General features: G+C 50.8%; 25 protein-coding genes. 16 read left to right on the forward strand and 9 right to left on the reverse strand.

The genetic code is table 11. The annotated features are described in order from the left end of the window. Complete coding sequence (gene amiA, locus OGY83_RS12385; protein ID WP_003038046.1) at nucleotides 1-870, reverse strand: N-acetylmuramoyl-L-alanine amidase AmiA; 870 nt, start codon at nucleotides 868-870, stop codon at nucleotides 1-3. 212 nt (nucleotides 871-1,082) lie between these two features. Here amiA and OGY83_RS12390 point away from each other — a divergent pair, with 212 nt between their 5' ends. The 6 genes from OGY83_RS12390 (at nucleotide 1,083) to OGY83_RS12415 (ending at nucleotide 6,782) form a co-directional block, all read left to right on the forward strand. After that, nucleotides 1,083-1,508: a GNAT family acetyltransferase gene (locus tag OGY83_RS12390; RefSeq protein ID WP_003038048.1), complete on the forward strand. Its 426-nt coding sequence runs from the start codon at nucleotides 1,083-1,085 to the stop codon at nucleotides 1,506-1,508. Then, the gene (locus tag OGY83_RS12395) at nucleotides 1,495-1,944 is read left to right on the forward strand and encodes a DUF2919 domain-containing protein (RefSeq protein ID WP_003835027.1); all 450 of its coding nucleotides are present in this window, start codon (nucleotides 1,495-1,497) and stop codon (nucleotides 1,942-1,944) included. Before OGY83_RS12390 ends, OGY83_RS12395 begins: the two co-directional genes overlap by 14 nt. Before the next feature lie 59 nt (nucleotides 1,945-2,003). Beyond that, nucleotides 2,004-2,579, forward strand: coding sequence for an RpoE-regulated lipoprotein (locus OGY83_RS12400; RefSeq protein WP_191214158.1), 576 nt, complete (start codon nucleotides 2,004-2,006; stop codon nucleotides 2,577-2,579). A 94-nt stretch (nucleotides 2,580-2,673) separates the two neighbouring features. After that, entirely contained in the window at nucleotides 2,674-3,573 is a 900-nt protein-coding gene (yfeX, locus tag OGY83_RS12405) for a porphyrinogen peroxidase (RefSeq protein ID WP_123267685.1), read from the forward strand. Nucleotides 3,574-4,026: 453 nt separating this feature from the next. Next, the gene (gene argH, locus OGY83_RS12410; RefSeq protein ID WP_286635977.1) at nucleotides 4,027-5,403 is read left to right on the forward strand and encodes an argininosuccinate lyase; all 1,377 of its coding nucleotides are present in this window, start codon (nucleotides 4,027-4,029) and stop codon (nucleotides 5,401-5,403) included. 62 nt (nucleotides 5,404-5,465) lie between these two features. Continuing rightward, nucleotides 5,466-6,782 (forward strand): anaerobic C4-dicarboxylate transporter family protein, encoded by a 1,317-nt coding sequence (locus tag OGY83_RS12415; RefSeq protein ID WP_079939147.1) that lies wholly within the window; start codon nucleotides 5,466-5,468, stop codon nucleotides 6,780-6,782. A 124-nt stretch (nucleotides 6,783-6,906) separates the two neighbouring features. Here OGY83_RS12415 and OGY83_RS12420 read toward each other — a convergent pair whose 3' ends face one another. After that, on the reverse strand, nucleotides 6,907-8,223 hold the full coding sequence (locus OGY83_RS12420; protein WP_286635978.1) for an anaerobic C4-dicarboxylate transporter family protein: 1,317 nt from the start codon (nucleotides 8,221-8,223) through the stop codon (nucleotides 6,907-6,909). Nucleotides 8,224-8,367: 144 nt separating this feature from the next. On the opposite strand from OGY83_RS12420, the gene OGY83_RS12425 reads away from it, so the two are divergent. The 7 genes from OGY83_RS12425 (at nucleotide 8,368) to cysM (ending at nucleotide 14,990) form a co-directional block, all read left to right on the forward strand. Continuing rightward, nucleotides 8,368-9,024 (forward strand): FadR/GntR family transcriptional regulator, encoded by a 657-nt coding sequence (locus tag OGY83_RS12425; protein ID WP_079939146.1) that lies wholly within the window; start codon nucleotides 8,368-8,370, stop codon nucleotides 9,022-9,024. Nucleotides 9,025-9,198: 174 nt separating this feature from the next. Then, nucleotides 9,199-9,990: an SDR family oxidoreductase UcpA gene (gene ucpA, locus OGY83_RS12430; protein ID WP_003835020.1), complete on the forward strand. Its 792-nt coding sequence runs from the start codon at nucleotides 9,199-9,201 to the stop codon at nucleotides 9,988-9,990. A 156-nt stretch (nucleotides 9,991-10,146) separates the two neighbouring features. Beyond that, entirely contained in the window at nucleotides 10,147-11,163 is a 1,017-nt protein-coding gene (cysP, locus tag OGY83_RS12435) for a thiosulfate/sulfate ABC transporter substrate-binding protein CysP (protein ID WP_003835019.1), read from the forward strand. Beyond that, on the forward strand, nucleotides 11,164-11,997 hold the full coding sequence (gene cysT / locus OGY83_RS12440) for a sulfate/thiosulfate ABC transporter permease CysT (protein ID WP_003038061.1): 834 nt from the start codon (nucleotides 11,164-11,166) through the stop codon (nucleotides 11,995-11,997). After that, the gene (gene cysW / locus OGY83_RS12445) at nucleotides 11,997-12,872 is read left to right on the forward strand and encodes a sulfate/thiosulfate ABC transporter permease CysW (RefSeq protein ID WP_003038064.1); all 876 of its coding nucleotides are present in this window, start codon (nucleotides 11,997-11,999) and stop codon (nucleotides 12,870-12,872) included. The genes cysT and cysW overlap by 1 nt, the downstream gene beginning before the upstream one ends. Continuing rightward, nucleotides 12,862-13,959: a sulfate/thiosulfate ABC transporter ATP-binding protein CysA gene (gene cysA / locus OGY83_RS12450; RefSeq protein ID WP_191234951.1), complete on the forward strand. Its 1,098-nt coding sequence runs from the start codon at nucleotides 12,862-12,864 to the stop codon at nucleotides 13,957-13,959. Before cysW ends, cysA begins: the two co-directional genes overlap by 11 nt. A gap of 119 nt (nucleotides 13,960-14,078) precedes the next feature. Next, a complete protein-coding gene (gene cysM / locus OGY83_RS12455; RefSeq protein WP_079939144.1) occupies nucleotides 14,079-14,990 on the forward strand; it encodes a cysteine synthase CysM in 912 nt (303 codons plus the stop codon). Nucleotides 14,991-15,081: 91 nt separating this feature from the next. On the opposite strand, the gene OGY83_RS12460 is transcribed toward cysM, so the two are convergent. Together OGY83_RS12460 and ptsJ are read right to left on the reverse strand one after the other, a co-directional pair. After that, the gene (locus tag OGY83_RS12460; protein ID WP_286635979.1) at nucleotides 15,082-15,798 is read right to left on the reverse strand and encodes a type 1 glutamine amidotransferase; all 717 of its coding nucleotides are present in this window, start codon (nucleotides 15,796-15,798) and stop codon (nucleotides 15,082-15,084) included. 13 nt (nucleotides 15,799-15,811) lie between these two features. Beyond that, nucleotides 15,812-17,104 (reverse strand): MocR-like B6 salvage transcription factor PtsJ, encoded by a 1,293-nt coding sequence (ptsJ, locus tag OGY83_RS12465; protein WP_286635980.1) that lies wholly within the window; start codon nucleotides 17,102-17,104, stop codon nucleotides 15,812-15,814. Nucleotides 17,105-17,186: 82 nt separating this feature from the next. Between ptsJ and pdxK the strand changes: the two genes are divergently transcribed. Together pdxK and OGY83_RS12475 are read left to right on the forward strand one after the other, a co-directional pair. Further along, nucleotides 17,187-18,053: a pyridoxine/pyridoxal/pyridoxamine kinase gene (gene pdxK, locus OGY83_RS12470; protein WP_286635981.1), complete on the forward strand. Its 867-nt coding sequence runs from the start codon at nucleotides 17,187-17,189 to the stop codon at nucleotides 18,051-18,053. Then, complete coding sequence (locus tag OGY83_RS12475) at nucleotides 18,050-18,289, forward strand: cytoplasmic protein (protein WP_123267675.1); 240 nt, start codon at nucleotides 18,050-18,052, stop codon at nucleotides 18,287-18,289. Before pdxK ends, OGY83_RS12475 begins: the two co-directional genes overlap by 4 nt. Before the next feature lie 148 nt (nucleotides 18,290-18,437). Here the strand turns inward: OGY83_RS12475 and crr are convergent, their stop codons facing one another. The 5 genes from crr to cysZ all read right to left on the reverse strand — a co-directional run bounded on the left by crr (nucleotide 18,438) and on the right by cysZ (nucleotide 23,298). Further along, nucleotides 18,438-18,947, reverse strand: a complete 510-nt coding sequence (gene crr, locus OGY83_RS12480; RefSeq protein WP_000522253.1) for a PTS glucose transporter subunit IIA — start codon at nucleotides 18,945-18,947, stop codon at nucleotides 18,438-18,440. A 40-nt stretch (nucleotides 18,948-18,987) separates the two neighbouring features. Then, nucleotides 18,988-20,715 (reverse strand): phosphoenolpyruvate-protein phosphotransferase PtsI, encoded by a 1,728-nt coding sequence (ptsI, locus tag OGY83_RS12485; protein WP_079939139.1) that lies wholly within the window; start codon nucleotides 20,713-20,715, stop codon nucleotides 18,988-18,990. Between the two features lie 45 nt (nucleotides 20,716-20,760). After that, a complete protein-coding gene (gene ptsH / locus OGY83_RS12490) occupies nucleotides 20,761-21,018 on the reverse strand; it encodes a phosphocarrier protein Hpr (RefSeq protein WP_003038086.1) in 258 nt (85 codons plus the stop codon). A 383-nt stretch (nucleotides 21,019-21,401) separates the two neighbouring features. Then, nucleotides 21,402-22,373: a cysteine synthase A gene (gene cysK / locus OGY83_RS12495; protein ID WP_003038091.1), complete on the reverse strand. Its 972-nt coding sequence runs from the start codon at nucleotides 22,371-22,373 to the stop codon at nucleotides 21,402-21,404. A 163-nt stretch (nucleotides 22,374-22,536) separates the two neighbouring features. Beyond that, nucleotides 22,537-23,298 carry a sulfate transporter CysZ gene (gene cysZ, locus OGY83_RS12500; protein ID WP_286635982.1) on the reverse strand — a complete coding sequence of 254 codons (762 nt, stop codon included), beginning with the start codon at nucleotides 23,296-23,298 and terminating at the stop codon, nucleotides 22,537-22,539. Between the two features lie 230 nt (nucleotides 23,299-23,528). Here cysZ and zipA point away from each other — a divergent pair, with 230 nt between their 5' ends. Continuing rightward, nucleotides 23,529-24,536, forward strand: coding sequence for a cell division protein ZipA (zipA, locus tag OGY83_RS12505; protein WP_286635983.1), 1,008 nt, complete (start codon nucleotides 23,529-23,531; stop codon nucleotides 24,534-24,536). Nucleotides 24,537-24,595: the final 59 nt, after the last annotated feature.

The raw sequence follows: 24,595 nt of genomic DNA on the forward strand, positions 1-24,595 counted from the left end.
TTAACGTTTCTTCGAGTGGGCTTTCTGGTTATCAAACCAGTGGAAATAGCTGATGATGCCATTGGCAATCGCGGTGGCGATTTTCTGACGAAACGCTGCCGTACCCAGTAATCGTTCTTCTTCCGGGTTGGTGATGAATGAGGTTTCGACCAGTACCGACGGAATTGATGGCGATTTTAGCACCACGAAGGCGGCCTGTTCCGTGCTGCGACTGTGCAGACGGTGTACCGGCTTGATCTTCTTAAGAATATGCGAGCCTAACGTCAGGCTGTTTTTTATGGTGTCAGTTTGCACCAGATCGAACAGTACCTGCTGCAACAAATGATCTTTGTCGGTGGCCTTTTTTCCGGCGACTTCATCGGCCCGGTTTTCACGATCGGACAGATATTTCGCCATGGCGCTACTGGCGCCGCGATTGGATAAGGCAAAGACCGAAGCACCCGCAGCGCTCGGATTGGTAAAACCGTCGGCGTGGATCGACATGAACAGGTCGGCACCATGTTTGTGGGCGATCTCGACGCGATCGTAGAGCGGAATAAACGTATCGCCGGAGCGGGTCAGGCGTGCATCAATCCCCTGATTACGAAGGATCGAGCGCACGTTTTTGGCAATCGCCAGCACCACGTGCTTTTCTTTCGACCCGTTGCGACCAATTGCGCCGGTATCAATCCCTCCGTGCCCCGGATCAAGGACAACAACGCGCTTAGCGCCGGATTTTTTCGCTTTCGGTTTGCTGTGTCCATTACTGGTCTTTAGCGCTTCTTCTTTAGCGATGGCTTGCGACATGCCTGACAGCGTCAGGGCGGCCAGCCCGGCTTTCAGCACCTGGCGGCGCGATGTGAGTGTTTTTAGTGGTTTAAAAGTGCTCATACGGCCTGAGTTGTAAAAAAAAGGTTCTAAACGTTATATCGTATCGCGTAGTCCGTTGCGACGGATCGAGATAAGAATTGTTTTACTTTTCATTTCAATACGTGACAATTCCGTATTATGCCATTTTTTCCGCCGCTTCGCGTCAGATATTGGCTAAATCAGCCGTTCGAGCCATAATCGCTTTTTAACGTCCTGAAAAGGTACCCAATACCATGGAAATACGCGTTTTTCGCCAGGAAGATTTCGAAGAGGTGATTACCCTCTGGGAGCGTTGTGATTTGCTGCGTCCATGGAACGACCCTGAAATGGACATCGAACGTAAAGTCAATCATGACGTCAGCTTGTTCCTCGTCGCTGAAGTGAACGGTGAGGTGGTCGGTACGGTGATGGGCGGATACGACGGGCATCGTGGTTCCGCCTATTACCTCGGCGTGCATCCTGAGTTTCGCGGTCGCGGTATTGCCAATGCGCTGCTCAACCGGCTGGAGAAAAAGCTCATTGCCCGCGGTTGCCCGAAGATTCAAATCATGGTGCGTGACGATAATGACGTTGTACAGGGCATGTATGAACGTCTGGGCTATGAACATGCGGATGTACTCAATCTGGGCAAGCGTTTGATCGAAGATGAAGAGTACTGAGTTTCATCCGGCCGACTATGACGGTCATGGGCGTCTGCGCCTGCCTTTTCTCTTTTGGTGCGTACTGCTATTGCAGGCACGCACCTGGGTTTTGTTTGTGATTGCCGGTTCTTCCCGTGAGCAGGGCAACACCTTGCTGAATCTGTTTTATCCCGATCATGACGCATTCTGGCTGGGGTTGCTCCCCGGCGTTCCCGCCGTGTTGGCGTTTTTACTCAGCGGGCGACGCTTTGCGTTTCCGGTAATCTGGCGCTGGCTGCGCGGATTATTGATTCTCGCTCAACTGGTGCTGCTGTGCTGGCAGCCGGTGATGTGGCTGGCAGGCGATCCGCTCAACGGCGTCGGGCTGGCGCTGCTGGTGGCGGATATCGTCGCGCTGATCTGGCTGTTAACCAATCAACGTCTGCGCGCCTGTTTTTCCCTTGAGAAAGAATAACGGCACTTTTTGGGGAAACCGGACTCCAAGCAACGTTGATAAATAAGGAAGGAAGTGAAATGAAATCACTGCGTTTGACTTTATGCGCGATGCCGCTGCTACTGGCCGGGTGTTCAACGTTGTCCTCGGTGAACTGGTCTGCCGCCAATCCGTGGAACTGGTTTGGTTCTTCAACGCAGGTCACAGAGCAGGGCGTCGGAGCGTTAACGAGCGCTACGCCGCTGGATGAAAAAGCCATTGCTGATGCGCTGGACGGTGATTACCGCCTGCGTAGCGGAATGAAGACCGATAACGGTAATGTGGTGCGCTTCTATGAAGCGATGAAAGACGACAAGCTGGCGATAGTCATCAATGGCAGCCAGGGAACCATCAGTCGTATTGATGTATTAGACCACGATATTTCGTCAGCCGCGGGTGTCGAAATCGGTACACCGTTTAGCGACCTTTACACTAAAGCTTTCGGTAATTGCCAAAAAGCAACCGGCGATGATAGTGCGGGCGTTGAGTGTAAAGCTGAGGGAAGTCAACATATTAGCTATATTTTTTCCGGCGAATGGAGCGGGCCTGAGGACATAATGCCGTCTGACGACACGCTGAAAGCGTGGAAAGTAAGCAAAATTATCTGGCGGCGTTAATTTGCGTCTGAACAAATCGGCTTGTTAAAAAAACAGGTAGAATAGCGCCCATCAATGCCACGATGTCGTGGCATCTTTTTTTTCAGGAGGAACAATGTCTCAGGTTCAGAGTGGCATTTTGCCAGAACATTGCCGTGCGGCGATTTGGATTGAAGCCAATGTTAAAGGCGACGTTGAGGCCCTGCGTGCGGCCAGCAAAACCTTCGCCGATAAGCTGGCGACCTTTGAAGCTAAGTTCCCGGATGCGCATCTGGGCGCGGTTGTCGCTTTTGGCAACACCACCTGGCGTGCATTGAGCGGCGGCGTTGGTGCTGAAGAGTTAAAAGACTTTATCCCTTACGGTAAAGGTCTGGCACCAGCAACCCAATATGACGTGTTGATCCATATTCTCTCTTTGCGTCATGACGTGAATTTCTCCGTTGCGCAGGCGGCAATGGAAGCATTTGGCGACTGTATTGAAGTCAAAGAAGAAATCCACGGTTTCCGTTGGGTCGAAGAGCGCGATCTCAGCGGCTTTGTTGACGGTACGGAAAACCCGGCAGGCGAAGAAACGCGCCGTGAAGTTGCCGTTATCAAAGATGGTGTGGATGCCGGTGGCAGCTATGTGTTTGTGCAGCGTTGGGAACATAACCTGAAGCAGCTTAATCGCATGAGCATCCATGACCAGGAAATGATGATTGGTCGCACCAAGGAAGCCAACGAAGAGATCGACGGTGATGACCGTCCGGTCACCTCTCACCTGAGCCGTGTTGACCTCAAAGAAGACGGTAAAGGGCTGAAAATTGTTCGCCAGAGCCTGCCATACGGTACTGCCAGCGGCACGCATGGTCTCTATTTCTGCGCCTACTGCGCTCGTTTGCACAACATTGAACAACAGTTGCTGAGCATGTTTGGTGACACCGACGGTAAGCGCGACGCGATGCTGCGCTTCACCAAACCGGTAACCGGCGGCTATTACTTTGCCCCATCGCTGGACCGTTTAATGGCGCTGTAATTTTTTGTGCCAGATGGCCTGACGCCGCCATCTGGCACAAAATAGCTATCCCCCAAACCACACAGCGCCTGCCATGCCGATAATGCACCGGCATTGACGCTCATCCTGGAAAATCTCTCCCCAAGTTCAGTGCTATTAACCTGCCAGTTTATTTGTATAACAACAGTATTAATTGCAATTATTTAGAATCAATAAGCTATTAATTCCACTTTATTACTTTAAAAATTCTGAATGTATCTGAATTAAACCATGATTTAAATGTGATAAAGATCTGGTTTTTTCGTGCAATTCATAAAAAATAAAACGATTAATAAGTGTAATTAATTCCTGTATAAATTGATTTAATGGCTCCATTTGTTGACAATTAAAATAACAGTCTTGTAATCTGAAAATGACCGAAAAATAACGGAATTTTTATTTAACCATTTTGCAACAAAACTCCCTGGAGGTTTTATGTCTACAAAATTATGGGGTGGGCGCTTTGATATGCCTACAAATAAACTGGTTGAATCCTATAACGCAACAATTATGTTGGAGCAGCGTCTCTGCCCTTTTGATATTCAGGGAAGTATTGCCCATGCCACTATGTTGGGCCGTCAGGGAATTATCACGCAGGATGAAGCGAATAAGATTATTGGTGGCTTAAGGCAAGTAGATAAAGAAATTAAGGAAGGGCAGTTCGTTTTTGATACCGTTGATGAAGATATTCATATGGCGATTGAGAGACGTATGACAGAAATAATCGGTCCTGTTGGTGGGAAGTTACATACAGGTCGAAGCCGTAATGACCAGACAACTGTTGATTCTAAAATGCATATGAGATCAACTATTCGAGAAATTCAGCAGGATATTATTTATCTGCAAAAAGTGATTGTCAGCAAAGCTGAAAATAACATTAATGCGATTATGCCCGGCTATACACATTTACAGACCGGGCAGCCCATTCTTCTGTCGCACTGGATAATGGCATATTATTGGATGTTACGCCGTGACTGGACTCGTTTTGAAGACCTTTATCAACGCATGGGGGAATGCCCTTTAGGTTCAGCAGCCCTTGCTGGCACTACTTTCCCCATTGATCGTGATTTCACGGCTCAAGAGCTTGGTTTTGATAAGCCGACTGAAAATAGTATTGATTCTGTCAGCGATCGTGACCATATGGTTGAATTCACTGCTGCAGCTGCTATGTGCTTTATGCATCTTACCCGTTTGTCTGAAGAACTGGTTTTATTCTCAAGTCAGGATTTTAAATTTATTGAGCTTTCAGATGATTTCTGCACCGGTTCCAGCATCATGCCACAGAAGAAAAACCCCGACGTAGCCGAAAAAATGCGTGGTAAAGGTGGTCGTATGTACGGAAATCTAATGGCGATGCTGACCATTATGAAAGGCATCCCTCTCGCCTATAATACTGATATGAGTGAGGATAAAGAGCAGGTCTATGACTCGATGGATACCTTACAGACCAGTCTGAAAATTATGGCACCGATGCTCGAAAAAATGGTTATTCTCTCAGAGAATACTCGCAGCGCTGCGGCAAGAGGATTCTCAAATGCGACCGATATGGCTGACTACCTGGTTCGTAAAGGAATCCCTTTCAGGGAAGCTCACCATATTGTTGGCAGTGCCGTTAATTACTGTATAAAACATAGAAAAATGTTGGAAGAACTTACTCTGGATGAATTCCACTCATTTGATGATAAAATTGATAATGATATTTATGAGAGTATATCTCTCGAAGCCTGTATTAAATCAAGAATGTCTTATGGTGGAACTGGCACTGACGCTGTTAAAAAACAGATCGAAGTTGCTAAATCATATTTAAACTAATCCTGAGCATAATAATTAATATCTCCCGGATGCAATATCCGGGAGATGCTTAGAGGTGAAAAATGGATGCTTTATTTTTTATACAATTATTTATTGTACTCGCCTGTATTGGTATAGGCGGGCGTTATGGCGGAATGGGGCTTGGTGCTGGTGGAGGGCTTGGCGTTGCAATATTAGTTCTGGGTTTTGGGCTTAAGCCCTCCACACCATCCATTACTGCAATGTTAATTATTATTTGTGTAATTGGCGCTGTCAGCGTATTACAAGCCGCTGGTGGGCTTGATTATCTTGTGCGTGTGGCTGAAAAATTACTGCGTAAAAAACCACAGGCTATTACTTTTGTTGCCCCAATATTAACTTCCATATTTACACTATTCTGTGGCACTACTTACGTTGCTTTCTCTTTGTATCCGGTTGTCGCTGAGGTTGCTGCTGAAGCAAAGGTCCGTCCGGAGCGAGCGTTATCCGCAACAGTTATTGCGGCCAGTGTCGCGGTTGCAGCCAGTCCGATGAGTGCCGCAACCGCGGGGATGCTGGCTATCCTGCATGAATATGCTGGGATTACTCTTGGGCAAATACTGACAATTGCTCTCCCTTCATTCTTTTTGGCTGCCATTGTTACCAGCTTTTCAGTTTATAAACGCGGAAAAGAGCTAGAGGATGATCCGGAATTTCAGAGGAGAGTTGCCGCTGGCGAATATGAGTTCATGCATACTGAGCAGAAAAAAGAATTCGTTGCGTCGGCTGGCGCTAAAAAAGGCGTTGTGATCTTTGCCATTGGCGTAGTACTGGTGCTTATTTTAGGTTCTTTTACTGGGTTACTCCCTTCCTGGGATGGAAAAAGACTGTCAACCCCAATGGTTATCCAAATGATCATGTTGACAGCAGCTTTGTTTATTATGATCGTCAGTAAAGTACCAAGTAGTAGCTTGAATAGTGGTTCCGTCTTTCGTGCTGGTTTGATGGGGGTGGTAGCCATTCTTGGTGTTTCATGGATGACGGCGACATTTTTTGATGCCTACCAGCCTGAACTGATTAAGGTCTTTGGTGGCATTGTAAATGGCGCTCCAATGCTTTTTGGTGTAGTTGTCTTTTTGTTCTCTCTGGTCATTATGAGCCCCGCGGCGACGGTAGCTGCCATCATGCCACTAGGTGTTACCTTAGGTATACCAGCTCCGTTTCTTATCGCTATTTTTGCCTGTACCTGTGGTGACTTCATTATCCCGGGAGCAAATCAGATCGGTTGTGTTGCATTTGACCGAACAGGTACCACAAAGATTGGACGCTTTGTTGTCAACCATAGCTATATTCGCCCGGGATTTGTCATGGTTATCTCTCAGGTCATTTTTGCTTATCTAATTGCTCAGGTTGTTCTGTAAAGTACATTCTTTAGAAAATAGCGGTGGCGATATTCAAAAGTGAGTAATGGGCATCCTCTCTGAGCCCGTTCAGGGAGGATGCTATGAAGAAAGGGTATTACCACAATTAATTTGCTCTCTCGCGCTACATCAGCATTCTGGAAAAAAGGAAGCAAAAAAGGGTTGATGCTACAACGGTAACAAGGCCTGGGAGCATGTAGCTGTGATTAACCACATACTTGCCAATTCGAGTTGTTCCGGTTCGATCAAACGCCACACAGCCGATCTGTGCCCCTCCAGGAATAATGAACGATCCGCAAGTAAGCGGGAGCAGGGCGACCAGGGTCTCTGCCGGATATCCCATTAACACGCCAGCGGGGAGTAGCGCTACAGCCGTCGCTGCTGGGCTATAAATTACGGCGGAAAGGCCAAAAACAATAATGCCAAACAATACTGGATTCTGAAAATCGTGGAAGGCAGTGTTAAATAATTCGTGCCATGCCTCAAAAAAGGAGTTCATCATCCATGACAGACCAAATATGGCGACGACACCTACAAGACCTGCTTTAAAAACTGAACCTGAATCGAGTTTTGACGGAGAAATTCGGCACACCATCATAATAATACATGCTGTTGTCAGCATAACTATTTGCAGCGTGGTTGGGATACTCATACGCTCCATTCCGCTACCGTTATTCCACTGAGGACGTAATTCAGGAATTGAACCCATAAGTACGACCAGAATGATACCGGTAAGGAAAATCAGCAATCCTCTCTTTGCCTCTTTTGTCACGATATTGGCTGTTCGCTCTTCAGCTTTTACTGATTCAAACTCACCTTCAGCAACCCTGCGTTGGAATTCTGGATCATTTTTAAGCTCATGACCTCTTTTAAAGACGAACAGGCAGCCAACAATACAGCCCAGAAACGTTCCGGGAACGGTAACCAACAAGATATCTAACGCAGAGACATGTAATCCAGCGAGGACAGCAATTGTCCCTGTAACGACCGCACTGACAGGGCTGGCAATGAGGCCAAAATTGGCAGCGATTACTGACATAGACATGGCCCTCTCTGGCCGTACCCTGGCATCTGCTGCAATTTCAGCAATTACTGGATAAACGGAAAAGGCAACATACCCTGTCCCGCAGATAGCAGTAAAAAGGTAAGCGACTGCTGGGCCGAGAAAAGTAATAGCGCCCGGCCACTTTCTGAGGATTCGTTCTGCCATCGTAACGAATAAATCAAGTCCACCGGCCGCCTGGAGGATTGTGATGCATGTGATCACCGCGAGGATAATAGAAATAACAGTAATAGGAGGCGAGTCGGGTGGGAGTCCAAAACCAAAAGTCAGGATAGCGAGTCCTAACCCGCCAGCAGCCCCGAGGCCAATCCCGCCAAAACGCCCACCTATACCGATACATATAAGTACTATCGCAAACTGAGTTACGAATAACACCATAATTAATTCCTTTTTATTAACAAATGAACTGATATAATTTGAATAATAGGGGCTATAATCTTACCATAACAGTATATTAATCAATCTAACTTATTAGATTATTTATACTCATGATTTTTACAGCACTTTAATCAGAGAGTGTTTATGGATAACAAAAACGAACTGTTTGAAAGCATTAAAAATTATCTGCTTGATGATGCTAACCGCAATGCTGATGGTCGCATTGAAACTGAAACTGAACTTGCCGTTCGTTTTAATACATCAAGATATAAAGTTCGTCAGGCGCTCAGCACGCTGGTACAGATGGGAATGCTTGAACGCTCTCCCCGTCGTGGTAGCGTCTTGAAAAATTTGGAACAGCACAACATAAATCACCAGTTGTTAATGCAGTTTGATTTGTCCGGGTTTGATATCACGGAATTTACAGAGGCAAGGATCCTGATTGAGTGTGCGATTATCCCTCTGGCAACGCGTAGAATTTTCCCGGCTATGCTCTCCAAACTTGAAAATGAGCTAAGGCTTATTGAAGAAAATGCGGATAACCCCCTGGTGGCCGATCGTCACGATAGAGATTTTCATTTGCTCTTGCTACAGGCGAGTGGCAATCGAGTGCTGCAGGTTTTCTCCGATGTCCTGATTACTTATTTTGAGAAAACAAGGGCGTCGTTACCTGCGAACGATCGTCAGTATTTCCTTGATACGGCGACAAAACAGAGGGAAATACTGCTTCATATTAAAAAAGGGGATGCGCAGATGGCATCGGAGTTGATGAGAGCTCATTTGCTGGAAAAACGGCTGTAAGTCTTCTGTTAACGTAGTCAGAGCATGTTTGCTGTTGAGTCCCCGCATCGTCGGGGATTTTTTTTAACTGAGATTAACCTGATTTAGTGAGCTATTCCTCAGCACTAATTTGTTATTGCTGTATCTTCTGCGTGAATGAGGCGAAGGCTTCATATTCAAAAGGAGAATATTGAAATGGGAAAACTCACGGGCAAAACAGCATTGATTACGGGCGCATCTCAGGGTATTGGCGAGGGTATCGCCAGAACGTTTGCCCGCCATGGCGCGAACTTAATCCTGCTGGATATCTCCGATGAGATTGAAAAACTGGCGGATGAGCTGGCTGGGCGTGGGCACCGTTGTACAGCCGTTCACGCTGACGTCAGAGATTTTGCGTCGGTCAAGGAAGCGGTGACGCGCGCGAAGCAGATTGAAGGCAAAATCGATATTCTGGTGAACAATGCCGGCGTATGCCGCCTCGGCAACTTCCTTGATATGAGCGATGAAGATCGCGATTTCCACATTGATATCAACATTAAAGGCGTCTGGAACGTGACGAAAGCCGTTCTGCCGGAGATGATTGCGCGCAAAGACGGGCGCATCGTGATGATGTCATCAGTGACCGGCGATATGGTTGCCGATCCCGGCGAAACGGCCTACGCGCTGTCGAAAGCCGCGATCATCGGTTTGACCAAATCCCTGGCGGTAGAATATGCGCAGTCCGGCATTCGCGTGAATGCCATTTGCCCAGGCTACGTTCGTACGCCGATGGCGGAAAGCATTGCGCGTCAGTCTAACCCGGAAGATCCTGAATCCGTATTAGTCGAAATGGCGAAAGCGATCCCGATGCGTCGTCTGGCCTGCCCGCTTGAGGTCGGTGAACTGGCGGCGTTCCTGGCATCGGATGAGTCCAGTTATTTAACTGGCACGCAAAACGTGATTGATGGCGGCAGCACTTTGCCTGAAAGCGTAAGCGTTGGCGTCTGATCGACGCCTATCTCCTCCCCGGTAAATCTGGGGAGGTCTTCCTTATTCTCTTTTCAACTTTCAAATCATCAAACGGTATATAAAACCGTTACTCCTTTAGCACTGGTTATAAATATGATGACCATAAGAAAGTCATTTAATTTATAAGGGTGCGCAATGGCCGTTAACTTACTGAAAAAAAGAACACTGACGCTGGCAGCCATGCTGTTGCTGGTGGGGCAGGCGCAGGCAACGGAACTGCTGAACAGTTCATACGATGTTTCCCGCGAGCTGTTTGCCGCCCTTAATCCGCCGTTTGAACAGCAATGGGCGAAGGATAACGGCGGCGACAAACTGACGATTAAACAATCTCATGCCGGGTCATCAAAACAGGCGCTGGCGATTCTGCAAGGGCTGAAAGCCGATGTGGTGACCTATAACCAGGTGACTGACGTGCAGATCCTGCATGACAAAGGCAAGCTGATCCCTGCCGACTGGCAAAGCCGCCTGCCGAATAACAGTTCGCCATTCTATTCCACCATGGCGTTTTTGGTGCGTAAGGGCAACCCGAAGAACATCCACGAATGGAACGACCTGGTTCGCCCGGACGTGAAACTGATTTTCCCGAACCCGAAAACCTCCGGTAACGCACGCTATACCTATCTGGCAGCATGGGGCGCGGCAGATAAAGCGGATGGGGGAGATAAAGCCAAAACCGAACAGTTCATGACCCAGTTTCTGAAAAACGTAGAAGTGTTTGATACCGGCGGCCGTGGTGCAACCACCACCTTCGTTGAGCGCGGTCTGGGCGACGTACTGATTACCTTTGAATCGGAAGTGAACAACATCCGTAAACAGTATGAAGACCAGGGCTTCGAAGTGGTGGTGCCGAAGGTCAATATTCTGGCGGAGTTCCCGGTGGCCTGGGTAGATAAAAATGTGCAAGCCAACGGTACTGAAAAAGCGGCGAAAGCTTACCTGAACTGGCTGTACAGCCCGCAGGCGCAAACCATCATTACCGATTTCTACTATCGCGTGAATAACCCACAGGTAATGGACAAGCTGAAAGATAAATTCCCGCAGACCGAATTGTTCCGTGTGGAAGATAAGTTTGGCTCGTGGCCTGAAGTGATGAAAACGCACTTTGTCAGCGGCGGTGAGCTGGACAAACTGCTGGCGGCGGGGCGTAAGTAAATGTTTGCTGTTTCTTCCCGACGCGTGCTGCCCGGCTTCACTTTGAGCCTGGGCACCAGCTTACTGTTTGTCTGCCTGATATTGCTGCTGCCGCTGAGCGCGCTGGTTATGCAATTGGCGCAAATGAGCTGGGCGCAATACTGGGATGTGATTACCAATCCGCAGGTAGTGGCGGCTTATAAAGTGACGCTGCTGTCGGCGTTTGTGGCGTCGATTTTTAACGGCGTGTTCGGTTTGCTGATGGCGTGGATCTTAACCCGCTATCGCTTTCCGGGCCGTACGCTGTTGGATGCGCTGATGGATCTGCCGTTTGCGCTGCCTACAGCGGTGGCGGGTCTGACGCTGGCGTCACTGTTTTCGGTTAATGGCTTCTACGGCGAGTGGCTGGCGAAGCTGGATATCAAGGTGACCTACACCTGGCTCGGTATCGCGGTAGCGATGGCGTTTACCAGCATTCCGTTTGTGGTGCGTACCGTACAACCGGTACTGGAAGAGTTAGGCCCGGAATATGAAGAAGCGGCAGAAACGCTTGGTGCTACGCGTTGGCAGAGTTTCCGTAAAGTGGTGCTGCCGGAGCTGTCACCCGCACTGGTGGCGGGCGTTGCGCTGTCGTTTACCCGCAGCCTTGGTGAGTTTGGTGCGGTTATTTTTATCGCCGGAAACATCGCGTGGAAAACGGAAGTGACCTCGCTGATGATTTTTGTTCGCCTGCAGGAGTTTGACTACCCGGCCGCCAGCGCGATTGCTTCTGTGATCCTCGGGGCTTCGTTGTTGCTGCTGTTTTCAATTAACACCCTGCAAAGTCGCTTTGGTCGACGCGTGGTAGGTCACTGATGGCAGACATTACCCAATTGAAACGCTATGGCGCACCCCGCATCAACTGGGGGAAATGGTTTTTAATCGGCACGGGCATGCTGGTATCCGCGTTTATTTTGCTGGTGCCGATGATTTACATCTTCGTGCAGGCGTTCAGCAAGGGATTAATGCCGGTTTTACAGAACCTGGCGGACCCGGACATGCTGCATGCGATCTGGCTTACGGTGCTGATTGCGCTGATTGCGGTCCCGGTGAACCTGGTGTTTGGCGTGTTGCTGGCCTGGCTGGTGACTCGCTTCAACTTCCCAGGACGCCAACTCCTGCTGACGTTACTGGATATTCCGTTTGCTGTCTCGCCAGTGGTCGCCGGTCTGGTCTATCTGCTGTTTTACGGCTCTAACGGTCCGCTTGGCGGATGGCTGGATGAGCATAACCTGCAAATTATGTTTGCCTGGCCGGGGATGGTGCTGGTGACAGTGTTCGTGACCTGTCCGTTTGTAGTGCGCGAACTGGTGCCGGTGATGTTAAGCCAGGGCAGTAATGAAGATGAAGCGGCTGTGCTGCTTGGCGCGTCAGGCTGGCAGATGTTCCGACGCGTGACGCTGCCGAATATCCGTTGGGCATTGCTGTACGGTGTGGTGTTGACCAACGCCCGTGCGATTGGTGAGTTTGGTGCGGTGTCGGTTGTTTCCGGCTCGATTCGCGGCGAAACCTTATCGTTGCCATTACAGATTGAATTACTGGAGCAGGACTACAACACGGTCGGCTCCTTTACCGCCGCGGCGCTATTAACGCTGATGGCGATTATTACCCTGTTTTTGAAGAGCATGTTGCAATGGCGTCTGGAGAACCAGGAAAAACGCGCGCAGCAGGAGGAAAATCATGAGCATTGAGATTGCCAATATTAAGAAGTCTTTTGGTCGCACCCAGGTGCTGAACGATATCTCGCTGGATATTCCTTCAGGTCAGATGGTTGCGCTGCTGGGGCCGTCTGGCTCGGGCAAAACCACGCTGCTGCGCATTATTGCCGGGCTGGAGCATCAGTCCAGCGGGCATATCCGTTTTCACGGTACCGACGTCAGCCGTTTGCATGCTCGCGACCGTAAAGTGGGGTTTGTGTTCCAGCACTATGCGCTATTTCGCCATATGACCGTTTTCGACAATATCGCGTTTGGTCTGACGGTCCTGCCACGGCGTGAACGCCCGAATGCGGCGGCCATCAAAGCAAAAGTGACCAAACTTCTGGAAATGGTTCAACTGGCTCATCTGGCGGACCGTTTCCCGGCACAGCTCTCCGGCGGACAAAAGCAGCGCGTGGCATTGGCGCGTGCGCTGGCGGTGGAGCCGCAGATTTTATTGCTCGACGAGCCGTTCGGCGCGCTTGATGCGCAGGTGCGTAAAGAGCTGCGTCGCTGGCTGCGCCAGCTGCATGAAGAGCTGAAGTTTACCAGCGTGTTTGTGACCCACGACCAGGAAGAAGCAACGGAAGTCGCAGACCGCGTGGTGGTGATGAGCCAGGGTCATATCGAACAGGCTGATGCGCCGGATCAGGTATGGCGCGAACCGGCTACCCGTTTTGTTCTGGAATTTATGGGTGAGGTTAACCGCCTGCAGGGGACGATTCGTGGCGGCCAATTCCACGTGGGGGCGCACCGCTGGCCGCTGGGCTATACGCCTGGCTATCAGGGACCGGTGGATCTGTTCCTGCGCCCGTGGGAAGTGGACGTCAGCCGTCGTACCAGCCTGGATTCACCATTGCCGGTACAGGTGCTGGAAGCCAGTCCGAAAGGACACTACACCCAATTAGTTGTGCAACCACTGGGGTGGTATAACGAACCGCTGACGGTCATCATGCAGGGCGATAATTCCCCGAGCCGCGGCGAACGTCTGTTTGTCGGGCTGCAAAATGCGCGTCTGTATAACGGCGACCAGCGTATTGAAACGCGTGAAGAGGAACTTGCCCTGGCGCAAAGTGCCTGATAGGTTAATTCGTATAGTTATCATCCGGTGGCGCTGTGCTTACCGGGCTTACCAGGTGCGGCATGACCTGTAGGCCGGGCAAGCACAGCGCCACCCGGCATTTTTATTGAGCTGAAAACGTGAACACATTAGAACAAACAATTGGCAATACGCCTCTGGTGAAATTACAACGTCTGGCGCCGGATAACGGCAGTGAAATTTGGGTCAAGCTGGAAGGCAATAATCCCGCGGGTTCGGTGAAAGACCGCGCCGCGTTGTCGATGATCGTCGAAGCGGAAAAGCGCGGAGAAATTAAGCCCGGCGACGTGCTGATTGAGGCCACCAGCGGTAATACTGGTATTGCGCTGGCAATGATCGCCGCGCTGAAAGGCTACCGCATGAAGCTGCTGATGCCAGACAACATGAGCCAGGAGCGACGTGCGGCGATGCGTGCTTACGGGGCTGAACTGGTTCTGGTGACCAAAGAACAGGGGATGGAAGGCGCGCGCGATTTAGCCCTTGAGATGGCGCAGCGTGGAGAAGGCAAGCTGCTGGATCAGTTTAACAATCCGGATAACCCGTACGCGCATTACACCACCACCGGACCGGAAATCTGGCAGCAGACGTCAGGTCGTATCACCCACTTTGTCTCCAGTATGGGAACGACAGGCACCATTACCGGCGTGTCGCGTTTTCTGCGTGAGCAAGAAAAAGCGGTAACTATCGTTGGCCTGCAGCCGGAAGAGGGCAGTAGTATTCCGGGAATTCGCCGCTGGCCTGCGGAATATATGCCGGGTATTTTTAACGCCTCGCTGGTGGATGAAGTGCTGGATATTCATCAGAATGATGCGGAAAACACCATGCGTGAACTGGCCGTGCGTGAAGGGATTTTCTGTGGTGTCAGTTCTGGCGGCGCGGTAGCGGGGGCGCTACGCGTGGCGCGCGCGACACCGGGGGCAGTGGTGGTGGCGATCATCTGCGATCGCGGCGATCGCTACCTTTCAACCGGCGTGTTTGGTGAAGAGCACTTTAACCAGGGATTGGGGATTTAGTTTGTAGGCCTGATAAGCATAGCGACATCAGGCAAACGCATGACACGATCGCCGGATGACGACGTAAAGCGTCTTATCCGGCCTGCCATGATCAATCGTTACGTTTTTCTACCAGTTTATCAAGGAATTGCCACAGCTTTTCATTCATCTGCTGGTAATCCCAGGTACGCATCTCTTCCACAGTGCGGATGAAGCGCTTGCCTTTAGCTTCCGCCAGTTCTTGTTCGGAGTGTTGAATCAGCCCTTCAATTGCATCAGCCGTAAACTCCATATGGCACTGAAAACCATAAACAAAATTACCGTATTGTACGATTTGTCGTGGACAGCCCTCGCTTGCGGCAAGAATGGTCGCCTGGTCGGTTAATCCCGGCATGTCATTGTGCCAGTGACCTACGGTGAGCGGTGAGCCGAAATGGCTGAACAACGGGTGCTGTTGGCCTGCCTCGGTCAGAACAATGGGGTAGTGACCAATCTCTTTTTCCGGGCTTTGGCATACTTTCGCACCCAGCGCTTCGCCGATTAACTGTGAACCCAGGCAGATCCCCACCACAATTTTACGTGCCGCAATGGCCTGGTTGATCAGATGCTGCTCGGCCTGAGAATCAAAGTACGGGCACTCTGCCAGTGTGGTTCGTGGTGACTGCGGACCGCCAAATACCACCAGCATATCGAAGCCATCGGCATTAGCAGGGACCGCTTCTCCGGCATAAACGCGCGACCAGCTGAGGGTATAGCCGCGTGATCCGGCCCACGGCAGATACGCGCCAGCAGATTCAAAAGACTCATGAATAACAAAATGAACTCGCACTTTTTCTCCCCTGTTAGCGCTTTAGCGCCTGATGGATATCAGCCGCCAGCTTATCAATGTCGCTGTCAGTTAAGGTTGACAGCGTAATACGCAGGCCGTGAGCAGGCGTATTGACGCCAAACACTTCGCCTTCCCGCACCAGCCAGCCGGACTTTGCCAGCGCAAAAGCGATCGCCTGGCTGTTATCTTCCAGCGGTAGCCACATATTCAGACCGTCACCAACGGGCAACTCAATGCCATGTCGCCGCAGAGCAGCCGTCAGCTTATGCTGCTGGGTTGCGTAAAACTGCTGAGTTTGCGCCAGCGTGTGTTGATAAGTCTCATCGCTCAGGCAGGCGTAGGCCAGATCCTGCAGCAGATGGCTGACCCATTGACTGCCGGAGTTGAGCCGTAAACGCAGTTTTCCGGAAGTGAGCGGATCGCTGGCCACGATGGCGAGGCGTAAATCCGGACCTAACGTTTTTGACATCGAACGGACAATCGCCCAGTGCGTGGTTTCCTTCGCAATCACCGGATACCAGTGGCAAGCAGATAGCAGCGCAAAGTGGTCGTCGACGATCACCAGCGTCTGCGGATAGCGGGCCAGGATTTCCTGCAATTGCGCCGCGCGTGATGCGCTCAGACTGCATCCTGTGGGGTTGTGCGCGCGCGGTGTCAGAATTACTGCCCGCGCGCCTTTCTGTAGCGCGAGTTCCAGTTGGTCCGGCAGCATGCCTTCGTGGTCGACGTTGGCCGGGCTGGCTGAGAATCCGGTATAGCGCAGCATGTTGATGCTGCTCAAAAAGCATGGATCTTCAACGACAACGCTATCACCAGGCAGTAAATGGGCGCACAGTAGCCGTTCGATAGCATCAATGGCGCCGCTGGTGATATCAATTTCCCCTTTGCCGGGCATAGCATCCTGCATCCACTGCGCTGCCCATGCCTTAAGTCCAGGTGATACAGCGGCATCGCCGTACAAGCGCGGATTCTTATTTATCTTTGCGAAATAACTACTCAGGTCAGGAAGACGCGAGGGCGTTGGATTACCGCCGGAAAGATCGATAAGTGGGGTATCCGGATTACCACCTTCCAGCGCAACGGGGGCCGTAATTCCCTTAATCACCGTGCCATTGCGTCCCTGGCTCTGTGCCAACCCGGAGGTGACCAGGCGTTTGTAAGCCGCCGCGACAGTATTGCGGTTCACGTTTAATTCCGTTGCCAGTTCCCGCACTGGCGGCAACGTTTCTCCCGCTGCCAGCGTGCCTGTAGTGACATGTTGACGGATACTGTCAAAAATTTCGTTAGCGGTTTTTCCGTCGATCATTATTGACCTATGACAAAATGGATTTTAGCATATGACGATAATAGTGAGGCGTAGGCCCGCTGTCCAGCGAGAGGAGAAATTTATGGAGCAGGAGAGTGATATCCAGTCAGTGCTCTTTGACGACACGCATCGGGCGTTACAGACCGATATCGTCGCCGTCCAGTCACAGGTGGTGTATGGCAGCGTAGGCAACAGTATCGCTGTCCCGGCCATTAAAGCGCAGGGGTTACGTGTGACGGCAGTGCCCACGGTGCTGTTCAGTAATACCCCGCATTATGAAACCTTTTACGGCGGCGTTATTCCGTCCGACTGGTTTAGCGGCTATCTCCGCGCCTTAAGCGAGCGTGATGCCCTGCGCGAGCTAAAGGCGGTGACTACAGGGTACATGGGCAGCGCGGAGCAAATCGCCTTGCTGGCACAGTGGCTGGAAACCGTTCGGGCCACGCATCCGGAGCTGTGCATTTTGGTCGACCCTGTGATTGGCGATACGGATAGCGGCATGTATGTGAAAGCCGAAATCCCGCAAGCTTATCGTCAGCACCTGCTGCCGCTGGCACAGGGGCTGACTCCAAATGTGTTTGAGCTGCAAATGCTGAGCGGAAAGCCGTGTCGTACGCTTGATGAAGCCATTACGGCGGCACAATCACTGCTCACTGACACCCTGAAATGGGTGGTGATTACCAGCGCACCGGGCGACACCGAAGAGATTATTAACGTTGCGGTGGTGACGGCTGAAACGGTTGAGGTGTTAGCTCATCCGCGGGTGAAAACGGATCTGAAGGGGACTGGCGATCTGTTTTGTGCAGAGCTGGTGAGCGGCCTTGTACTGGGGAAAGCGCTGACGACTGCGACGCACGACGCCGCGCAGCGGGTGCTGGACGTGATGACGTGGACGCACCAGTGCGGTTGTGATGAATTAATTCTGCCACCGGCAGGGGAGGCGCGATGAAGAGTTACCGGCTTGTCGTTCGCCAGAATGGGCGTATGGTTGGACATTTTGACACCAACGGGGCAGCAGCACTGGAAGATATCTGTGTAGCGCGAGCCATGTTTGGTATTGCGGGTGGCTACGACTGTGAATTGTTAGTGGCGGACTCGGAGCGACGGATGCTGGAAAGCGGGCCGGAAGGGATGAAAATTCTGATGCGCGAGGCGTGTTACCGACCGGTCACCTTACAGATTTAATGCCGGATGGCGGCACATATGCCTTAGCCGGCCTACGTTACGGAGTTCGTTGTAGGCCGGATAAGCGTAGCGCCATCCGGCAGGGTTTTGATATCCATCAGATAAAAAAAATGGCGCCTGATGGCGCCATTTTTCTCTGCAAAAAGAATTACTTCTTGATGCGGATAACCGGAGTCTCACCCACTGTCACGCTACCGGACAGTTTGATCAGCTCTTTGATTTCGTCCATGTTGGAGATAACAACCGGAGTCAGGGTAGACTTGGCTTTTTCTTCCAGCAGCGGCAGATCGAATTCAATAACCGGGTCGCCCACTTTCACGCGCTGACCTTCTTCAGCGATGCGTTTGAAGCCTTCGCCTTTCAGTTCAACGGTATCAATACCGAAGTGAACAAACAGCTCAATGCCGCTGTCGGATTCGATAGAGAAAGCGTGGTTGGTTTCAAAGATTTTGCCGATGGTGCCATCAACAGGGGCAACCATTTTGTTACCGGTTGGTTTGATAGCGATGCCATCACCAACGATTTTTTCAGCAAAAACTACATCCGGCACGTCTTCGATGTTGACGATCTCGCCAGAGAGCGGAGCAACGATCTCAATAGTTCCGGTGTCTTTCTTATCATCAGAAACCAGAGATTTCAGTTTATCGAACAAACCCATGATCTTCTCCTAAGCAGTAAATTGGGCCGCATCTCGTGGATTAGCAGATTGTTTTTTCTTCAATGAACTTGTTAACCAGCGTCATTAACTCGTCCGTTGTCGGTTGAGCAAGAGCCTGCTCTGCTAACACCTTCGCATCTTCGAAGTTCGTGTTACGGATAATCTTCTTAATGCGCGGGATAGAAATGGCGCTCATAGAGAATTCGTCCAGACCCATCCCCAGCAACAGAAGTGTAGCACGTTCGTCGCCTGCAAGCTCACCACACATGCCAGTCCATTTGCCTTCAGCATGAGAAGCATCAATAACTTGCTTGATCAGCGTCAGCACAGATGGCGACATTGGTTGGTAAAGGTGTGAAATCATATCATTACCACGGTCAACTGCCAGGGTGTACTGCGTTAAATCATTGGTGCCGATACTAAAGAAATCAACTTCTTTGGCTAAATGACGCGCAATTGTTGCCGCAGCCGGTGTTTCCACCATCACGCCAATCTCAATGCTCTCGTCAAATGCTTTACCTTCGTCGCGCAGTTCCTGTTTGTAGATTTCGATCTCTTTGCGCAGTGCACGCACTTCTTCAACAGAGATGATCATTGGGAACATGATGCGCAGTTTGCCGAAAGCAGAGGCGCGCAGAATAGCGCGAACCTGGTCACGCAGGATCTCTTTACGATCCATGGCGATACGCACGGCACGCCAGCCCAGGAACGGGTTCTCTTCTTTCGGGAAGTTCATGTACGGCAGCTCTTTATCGCCGCCGATGTCCATGGTACGGACGATGACCGCCTGAGAGCCACAGGCTTCAGCAACGGCTTTATACGCAGCAAACTGTTCTTCTTCAGTTGGCAGCGATTCACGGTCCATGAACAGGAATTCGGTGCGGTACAGACCCACACCTTCAGCGCCGTTACGCTCAGCGCCTTCAACGTCACGAACGGTACCGATATTGGCGCAAACTTCAACCTGATGTCCGTCCAGCGTGATAGCCGGCAGATCTTTCAGCTTAGCGAGTTCCGCTTTCTCGGTAGCAACCTGCTCCTGAACGGCACGCAGTTGCTCGATAACGTCGTTGGTCGGATTGACGTAAACCTGGTTGTTTACGGCATCCAGAATCAGATAGTCGTCGTTTTTCACCTGAGAGGTGACGCTACCCGTACCTACGATGGCAGGCAGTTCCAGAGAACGCGCCATGATAGAGGTATGGGAAGTACGTCCGCCCGCGTCAGTAATGAAACCCAGCACCTTGTTCAGGTTCAGCTGTGCAGTTTCTGACGGGGTCAGGTCTGCGGCTACCAGGATAACTTCGTCCTGAATAGCGCTCAGGTCGATAATTGCCAGACCCAGGATGTTACGCAGCAGGCGTTTACCGATGTCGCGTACGTCAGCCGCACGTTCTTTCAGGTATTCATCATCCAGCTCTTCCAGGGCTGTGGCCTGACCTTCGATAACTTCATGCGCAGCTGCATCAGCCGTCATGTTCTTATCTTTAATCAGGGCTATGATTTCCTGCTCCAGCTCCTCATCTTCGAGCAGCATAATATGCCCTTCAAAGATGGCTTCTTTTTCTTCACCGAACGTTTCACCAGCTTTGGTTTTGATCGCTTCCAGTTGCGCAGATGCCTTGGCACGACCGCTCAGAAAACGTTCAACTTCCTGATCAACCTTGTCGGCAGAAATTTTTTTCCGGTCAATGACGATCTCGTCTTCTTTCAGCAGCAATGCTTTACCGAAAGCGATACCCGGGGATGCTAAAATGCCTGAAATCATAACCCTACCTTACTTGTGACTGATATTTAAAAGAACTCGTTGAACTTACTCGAGTTCAGCCATCAGTTTAACCAGATGCTCAACTGCTTTCTGCTCGTCTTCACCTTCTGCGGACAGGGTGACAACGGTACCCTGAGTCAGGCCCAGAGTCTGCAGTTTAAACAGGCTTTTGGCGCTAGCGCTTTTGCCGTTAGAAGTCACAGTAATATCAGAAGTAAAGCCTTTTGCTTCTTTAACAAACTGAGCAGCAGGGCGAGTATGCAGACCGTTCGGAGCGGTAATGGTAACTTCTTGCTGGAACATTATATTTCCCCAACTTATAGGTTTAGTGTTGTGGAACTAAAGTCTAGCCTGGCGGCTTAACTTTAGCCTGTATTGTTAGCATCGGCGTAAACTGGACGCGACACAAAAGGAGTTCGGTGCAATCCGTTGCTGGCAACTTCTTGCCGCTGACGTTTCGTTCGTCATTAAACATTATGCCGCGAAAGGAAGAGTTGAACCAAATCATAAAATCGATTCAGCTAGCGCTTTTCCTGTAACGATTAATTTCGCGCATCAAAATAATTAGTTTGGTTAAATACCAGTTCCGGCGGGCTGAATCAATGCCAGGCGAGTTGAAACTTTGAAGCAGGCCACAAAAAAGCACCCAAAAGGGTGCTTTTTTACGCGTTTTTAACATGCTGGCACTACTGTTGCAGTTCTTTCTCTGTGAAGAGATCGGCAAACAGTGCAGTGCTCAGATAACGCTCACCCGATGACGGTAGAATAACCACTATATTCTTATTGGTAAAGGTTTCATCTTCCTGGAGCTTAAGCGCGGCAGCAACTGCTGCACCGGAAGAGATCCCAGCCAGAATACCTTCTTCTTCCATCAGACGACGTGCAGTAGAAATCGCTTCATCATTAGTGATGGCAACGACTTTATCGATAAGCTTCAGATCAAGGTTACCCGGAATGAAGCCTGCGCCAATGCCCTGAATTTTATGCGGGCCTGGTTTGAGTTCTTCACCTGCCAGCGCCTGGGCGATAACAGGGGAGTCGGTAGGTTCAACCGCGACGGTGATCAGATCGGTTTTGCCTTTAGTGCCTTTAATGTAACGGGTCACACCAGTCAACGTACCGCCGGTACCGACGCCGGAAATAAAGACATCAACCTGGCCATCGGTATCTTCCCAGATTTCCGGGCCGGTGGTTTTTTCGTGGATTTCCGGGTTTGCCGGGTTGCTGAACTGCTGCAGCAGCAGGAATTTTTCCGGATCGCTGGCGACAATTTCTTCCGCTTTCTGAATCGCGCCCTTCATACCTTTTGCGCCTTCGGTCAGCACCAGGTTAGCGCCCAGCGCTTTTAAGAGTTTGCGGCGCTCAATGCTCATGGTTTCAGGCATGGTCAGAGTCAGTTTGTAACCGCGAGCGGCGGCAACGTAGGCCAGCGCGATCCCTGTGTTGCCGCTGGTTGGTTCGACCAGCTCTACACCCGGTTTCAGTACACCACGTTTTTCGGCATCCCAAATCATGTTGGCACCGATACGGCATTTGACGCTAAAGCTCGGGTTGCGTGATTCCACCTTCGCCAGAATGCGTCCGTTACCGATACGGTTCAGTCGAACCAGCGGCGTATGACCGATAGTCAGCGAGTTGTCTTCAAAAATCTTACTCATGGCCTGTCCTTAACTGTATGAAATTGGGATACCGCTTCAGCATACCTGTTGAGAAAGTATGGGGAAGTAAGGAATTCGTATATCTATATGCCACCAGGAAATAATGAGTTGCAGTATGGAATAAGAGCGGGCATAAGCCAGCCCGCTTTTACACATTTTTGCATTACTTCCATAACGCGTGCTTAGCACGATAGCAGTCTACCCACATCGCTGTGGCACCACAAACCGCGACCGGCATGATGAACAGATTGAGCACCGGAATCATGGTGAACAGGCTGGTCAATGCGCCAAATTGCATATTGGTGACCTTGCGTGTGCGCAGCGCGACGCGCATCTCCTTAAAAGGCACCTTATGGTTATCAAACGGATAATCGCAGTACTGAATGGCCAGCATCCACGCGCTGAACAGGAACCACAGCACCGGAGCGACGGTCTGTCCAATGCCTGGAATGAAATAGAGGATCAGCAACACGACGGCGCGCGGGAGATACCACGCCAGCTTTTGCCATTCACGTTTCATAATACGGGGAACATCTTTCATGATGCCGAGAACGCCGGTATCAGGCGGTGTTGCACCTGTTAAGCGCGCTTCCAGTTGTTCAGCCAGCAGACCGTTAAACGGCGCGGCAATCGAGTTGGCTATGGTGGAAAACAGGTAACCGAACACCAGTAATACGGAGATAGTGACAATCGGCCACAGCAAGTAGCTGAGCCACTGAAGCCAGTCAGGGACGTGGCTCATCAGCGCGGGGATCCAGCTATCGAGTTGTGTGAATAGCCACCAGAATGCGCCGCCCATCAGCAGGATATTCACCAGCAAAGGCAGGATGACAAAGCGACGAATGCCCGGTTGGCTGATGAGCTTCCATCCCTGTGAAAAGTAATAAAGGCCGCTGCGAGGTACGACTGCAGATGATGAAACCATGGTCAGGACATACTCCTTGTTATATAAGCTCTGGTAAACTTTGCGTATCTTACCGGGTTGTTGAGCGTTAAGCTGTTCAGAAATGTTCGAAAAAACAGCAAAAAGCACAATTTTGTTCATCTTTATGCCGTGAAAGCCAAGAGTGCACTTGCACTTGGCGTAATCGACAAATACTCTTAGTGAGTAAATGTTTGCCGTGGTGGCAAGGTGTTAGAACAACAGAGAATATAATGATGCAGGATTTGCGTCTGATATTAATCATTGTTGGCGCGATCGCCATAATCGCTTTACTGGTACATGGTTTTTGGACTAGCCGTAAAGAGCGGTCTTCTATATTCCGCGATCGCCCACTGAAACGCATGAAGTCTAAACGTGAAGACGAGGATTCGTTCGACGACAACGTCGAGGAAGACGAAGGCGTGGGCGAAGTTCGCGTTCATCGTGTGAATCATGCTCCCGGTAACGCGCAGGAACATGGTGTTCCTCCTCAGTCGCCGCAACACCAGTACCAGCCGCCTTATGCGTCTGCTCAGCCGCGTCAACCCGCGCCGCAGCCTGCACAAGCGCCGGTACCGCCGCCGCATGCTCAGCCGCAGCCTGTACAACCGCAGCAGCCGGTGCAACATCAGCCTGTTCAGCAACAACCTGTGCAGCAGCCGATGCAGCATCAGCCCGTTGCTCCGCAGGTTCAGCAGCCCGTGCAGCAAGCACCGCAACCTGCGCCGCAGACTTTCCAGCCCGCAGAGCCTGCCGTTGAACATCAACCGCAGCCTGAGCCGATAGTTGAAAAAGCACCTGTTGCTGAAAAACCGCAGCGTAAAGAAGCGGTCATTATTATGAACGTTGCGGCGCATCACGGTAGCGAGCTCAACGGTGAAGTGCTGCTCAACAGCATTCAGCAAGCCGGTTTTAAGTTTGGCGATATGAATATTTTCCATCGTCATTTGAGCCCGGATGGCAGCGGTCCGTCGCTGTTCAGCCTTGCCAATATGGTTAACCCAGGAACGTTTGACCCCGAAATGACGGGTGATTTCAGCACTCCTGGCGTGACTATTTTCATGCAGGTTCCGTCCTATGGGGACGAGCTGCAAAACTTTAAGCTGATGCTGCAGTCCGCACAGCACATCGCCGACGAAGTGGGTGGTGTGGTGCTCGACGATCAACGTCGCATGATGACGCCGCAGAAACTGCGCGAGTATCAGGACCGCATCCGCGAAGTTAAAGAATCTCACGCCTGATTCTCCTCTGGCGTGACATCTCCTTGCTAAACCCCCGCCTGTCGGGGGTTTTTTATCAT

Origin of the sequence: Citrobacter sp. Cpo090 (assembly GCF_030332665.1) — a bacterium.
GTDB classification, from domain to species: Bacteria; Pseudomonadota; Gammaproteobacteria; order Enterobacterales; family Enterobacteriaceae; genus Citrobacter; species Citrobacter portucalensis.

What these genes read in the sequence shown, in the direction of transcription:
- OGY83_RS12395 (WP_003835027.1), top strand. Translation starts at nt 1,495, where the DNA reads ATGAAGAGTACTGAGTTTCATCCGGCCGACTATGACGGTCATGGGCGT.
- OGY83_RS12390 (WP_003038048.1), top strand. Translation starts at nt 1,083, where the DNA reads ATGGAAATACGCGTTTTTCGCCAGGAAGATTTCGAAGAGGTGATTACC.
- argH (WP_286635977.1), top strand. Translation starts at nt 4,027, where the DNA reads ATGTCTACAAAATTATGGGGTGGGCGCTTTGATATGCCTACAAATAAA.
- OGY83_RS12415 (WP_079939147.1), top strand. Translation starts at nt 5,466, where the DNA reads ATGGATGCTTTATTTTTTATACAATTATTTATTGTACTCGCCTGTATT.
- cysT (WP_003038061.1), top strand. Translation starts at nt 11,164, where the DNA reads ATGTTTGCTGTTTCTTCCCGACGCGTGCTGCCCGGCTTCACTTTGAGC.
- ptsH (WP_003038086.1), bottom strand. Translation starts at nt 21,018, where the DNA reads ATGTTCCAGCAAGAAGTTACCATTACCGCTCCGAACGGTCTGCATACT.
- ptsJ (WP_286635980.1), bottom strand. Translation starts at nt 17,104, where the DNA reads ATGATCGACGGAAAAACCGCTAACGAAATTTTTGACAGTATCCGTCAA.
- cysA (WP_191234951.1), top strand. Translation starts at nt 12,862, where the DNA reads ATGAGCATTGAGATTGCCAATATTAAGAAGTCTTTTGGTCGCACCCAG.
- cysK (WP_003038091.1), bottom strand. Translation starts at nt 22,373, where the DNA reads ATGAGTAAGATTTTTGAAGACAACTCGCTGACTATCGGTCATACGCCG.
- cysZ (WP_286635982.1), bottom strand. Translation starts at nt 23,298, where the DNA reads ATGGTTTCATCATCTGCAGTCGTACCTCGCAGCGGCCTTTATTACTTT.
- crr (WP_000522253.1), bottom strand. Translation starts at nt 18,947, where the DNA reads ATGGGTTTGTTCGATAAACTGAAATCTCTGGTTTCTGATGATAAGAAA.
- cysW (WP_003038064.1), top strand. Translation starts at nt 11,997, where the DNA reads ATGGCAGACATTACCCAATTGAAACGCTATGGCGCACCCCGCATCAAC.
- zipA (WP_286635983.1), top strand. Translation starts at nt 23,529, where the DNA reads ATGATGCAGGATTTGCGTCTGATATTAATCATTGTTGGCGCGATCGCC.
- pdxK (WP_286635981.1), top strand. Translation starts at nt 17,187, where the DNA reads ATGGAGCAGGAGAGTGATATCCAGTCAGTGCTCTTTGACGACACGCAT.
- cysP (WP_003835019.1), top strand. Translation starts at nt 10,147, where the DNA reads ATGGCCGTTAACTTACTGAAAAAAAGAACACTGACGCTGGCAGCCATG.
- OGY83_RS12420 (WP_286635978.1), bottom strand. Translation starts at nt 8,223, where the DNA reads ATGGTGTTATTCGTAACTCAGTTTGCGATAGTACTTATATGTATCGGT.
- amiA (WP_003038046.1), bottom strand. Translation starts at nt 870, where the DNA reads ATGAGCACTTTTAAACCACTAAAAACACTCACATCGCGCCGCCAGGTG.
- ptsI (WP_079939139.1), bottom strand. Translation starts at nt 20,715, where the DNA reads ATGATTTCAGGCATTTTAGCATCCCCGGGTATCGCTTTCGGTAAAGCA.
- OGY83_RS12400 (WP_191214158.1), top strand. Translation starts at nt 2,004, where the DNA reads ATGAAATCACTGCGTTTGACTTTATGCGCGATGCCGCTGCTACTGGCC.
- OGY83_RS12475 (WP_123267675.1), top strand. Translation starts at nt 18,050, where the DNA reads ATGAAGAGTTACCGGCTTGTCGTTCGCCAGAATGGGCGTATGGTTGGA.
- ucpA (WP_003835020.1), top strand. Translation starts at nt 9,199, where the DNA reads ATGGGAAAACTCACGGGCAAAACAGCATTGATTACGGGCGCATCTCAG.
- OGY83_RS12425 (WP_079939146.1), top strand. Translation starts at nt 8,368, where the DNA reads ATGGATAACAAAAACGAACTGTTTGAAAGCATTAAAAATTATCTGCTT.
- yfeX (WP_123267685.1), top strand. Translation starts at nt 2,674, where the DNA reads ATGTCTCAGGTTCAGAGTGGCATTTTGCCAGAACATTGCCGTGCGGCG.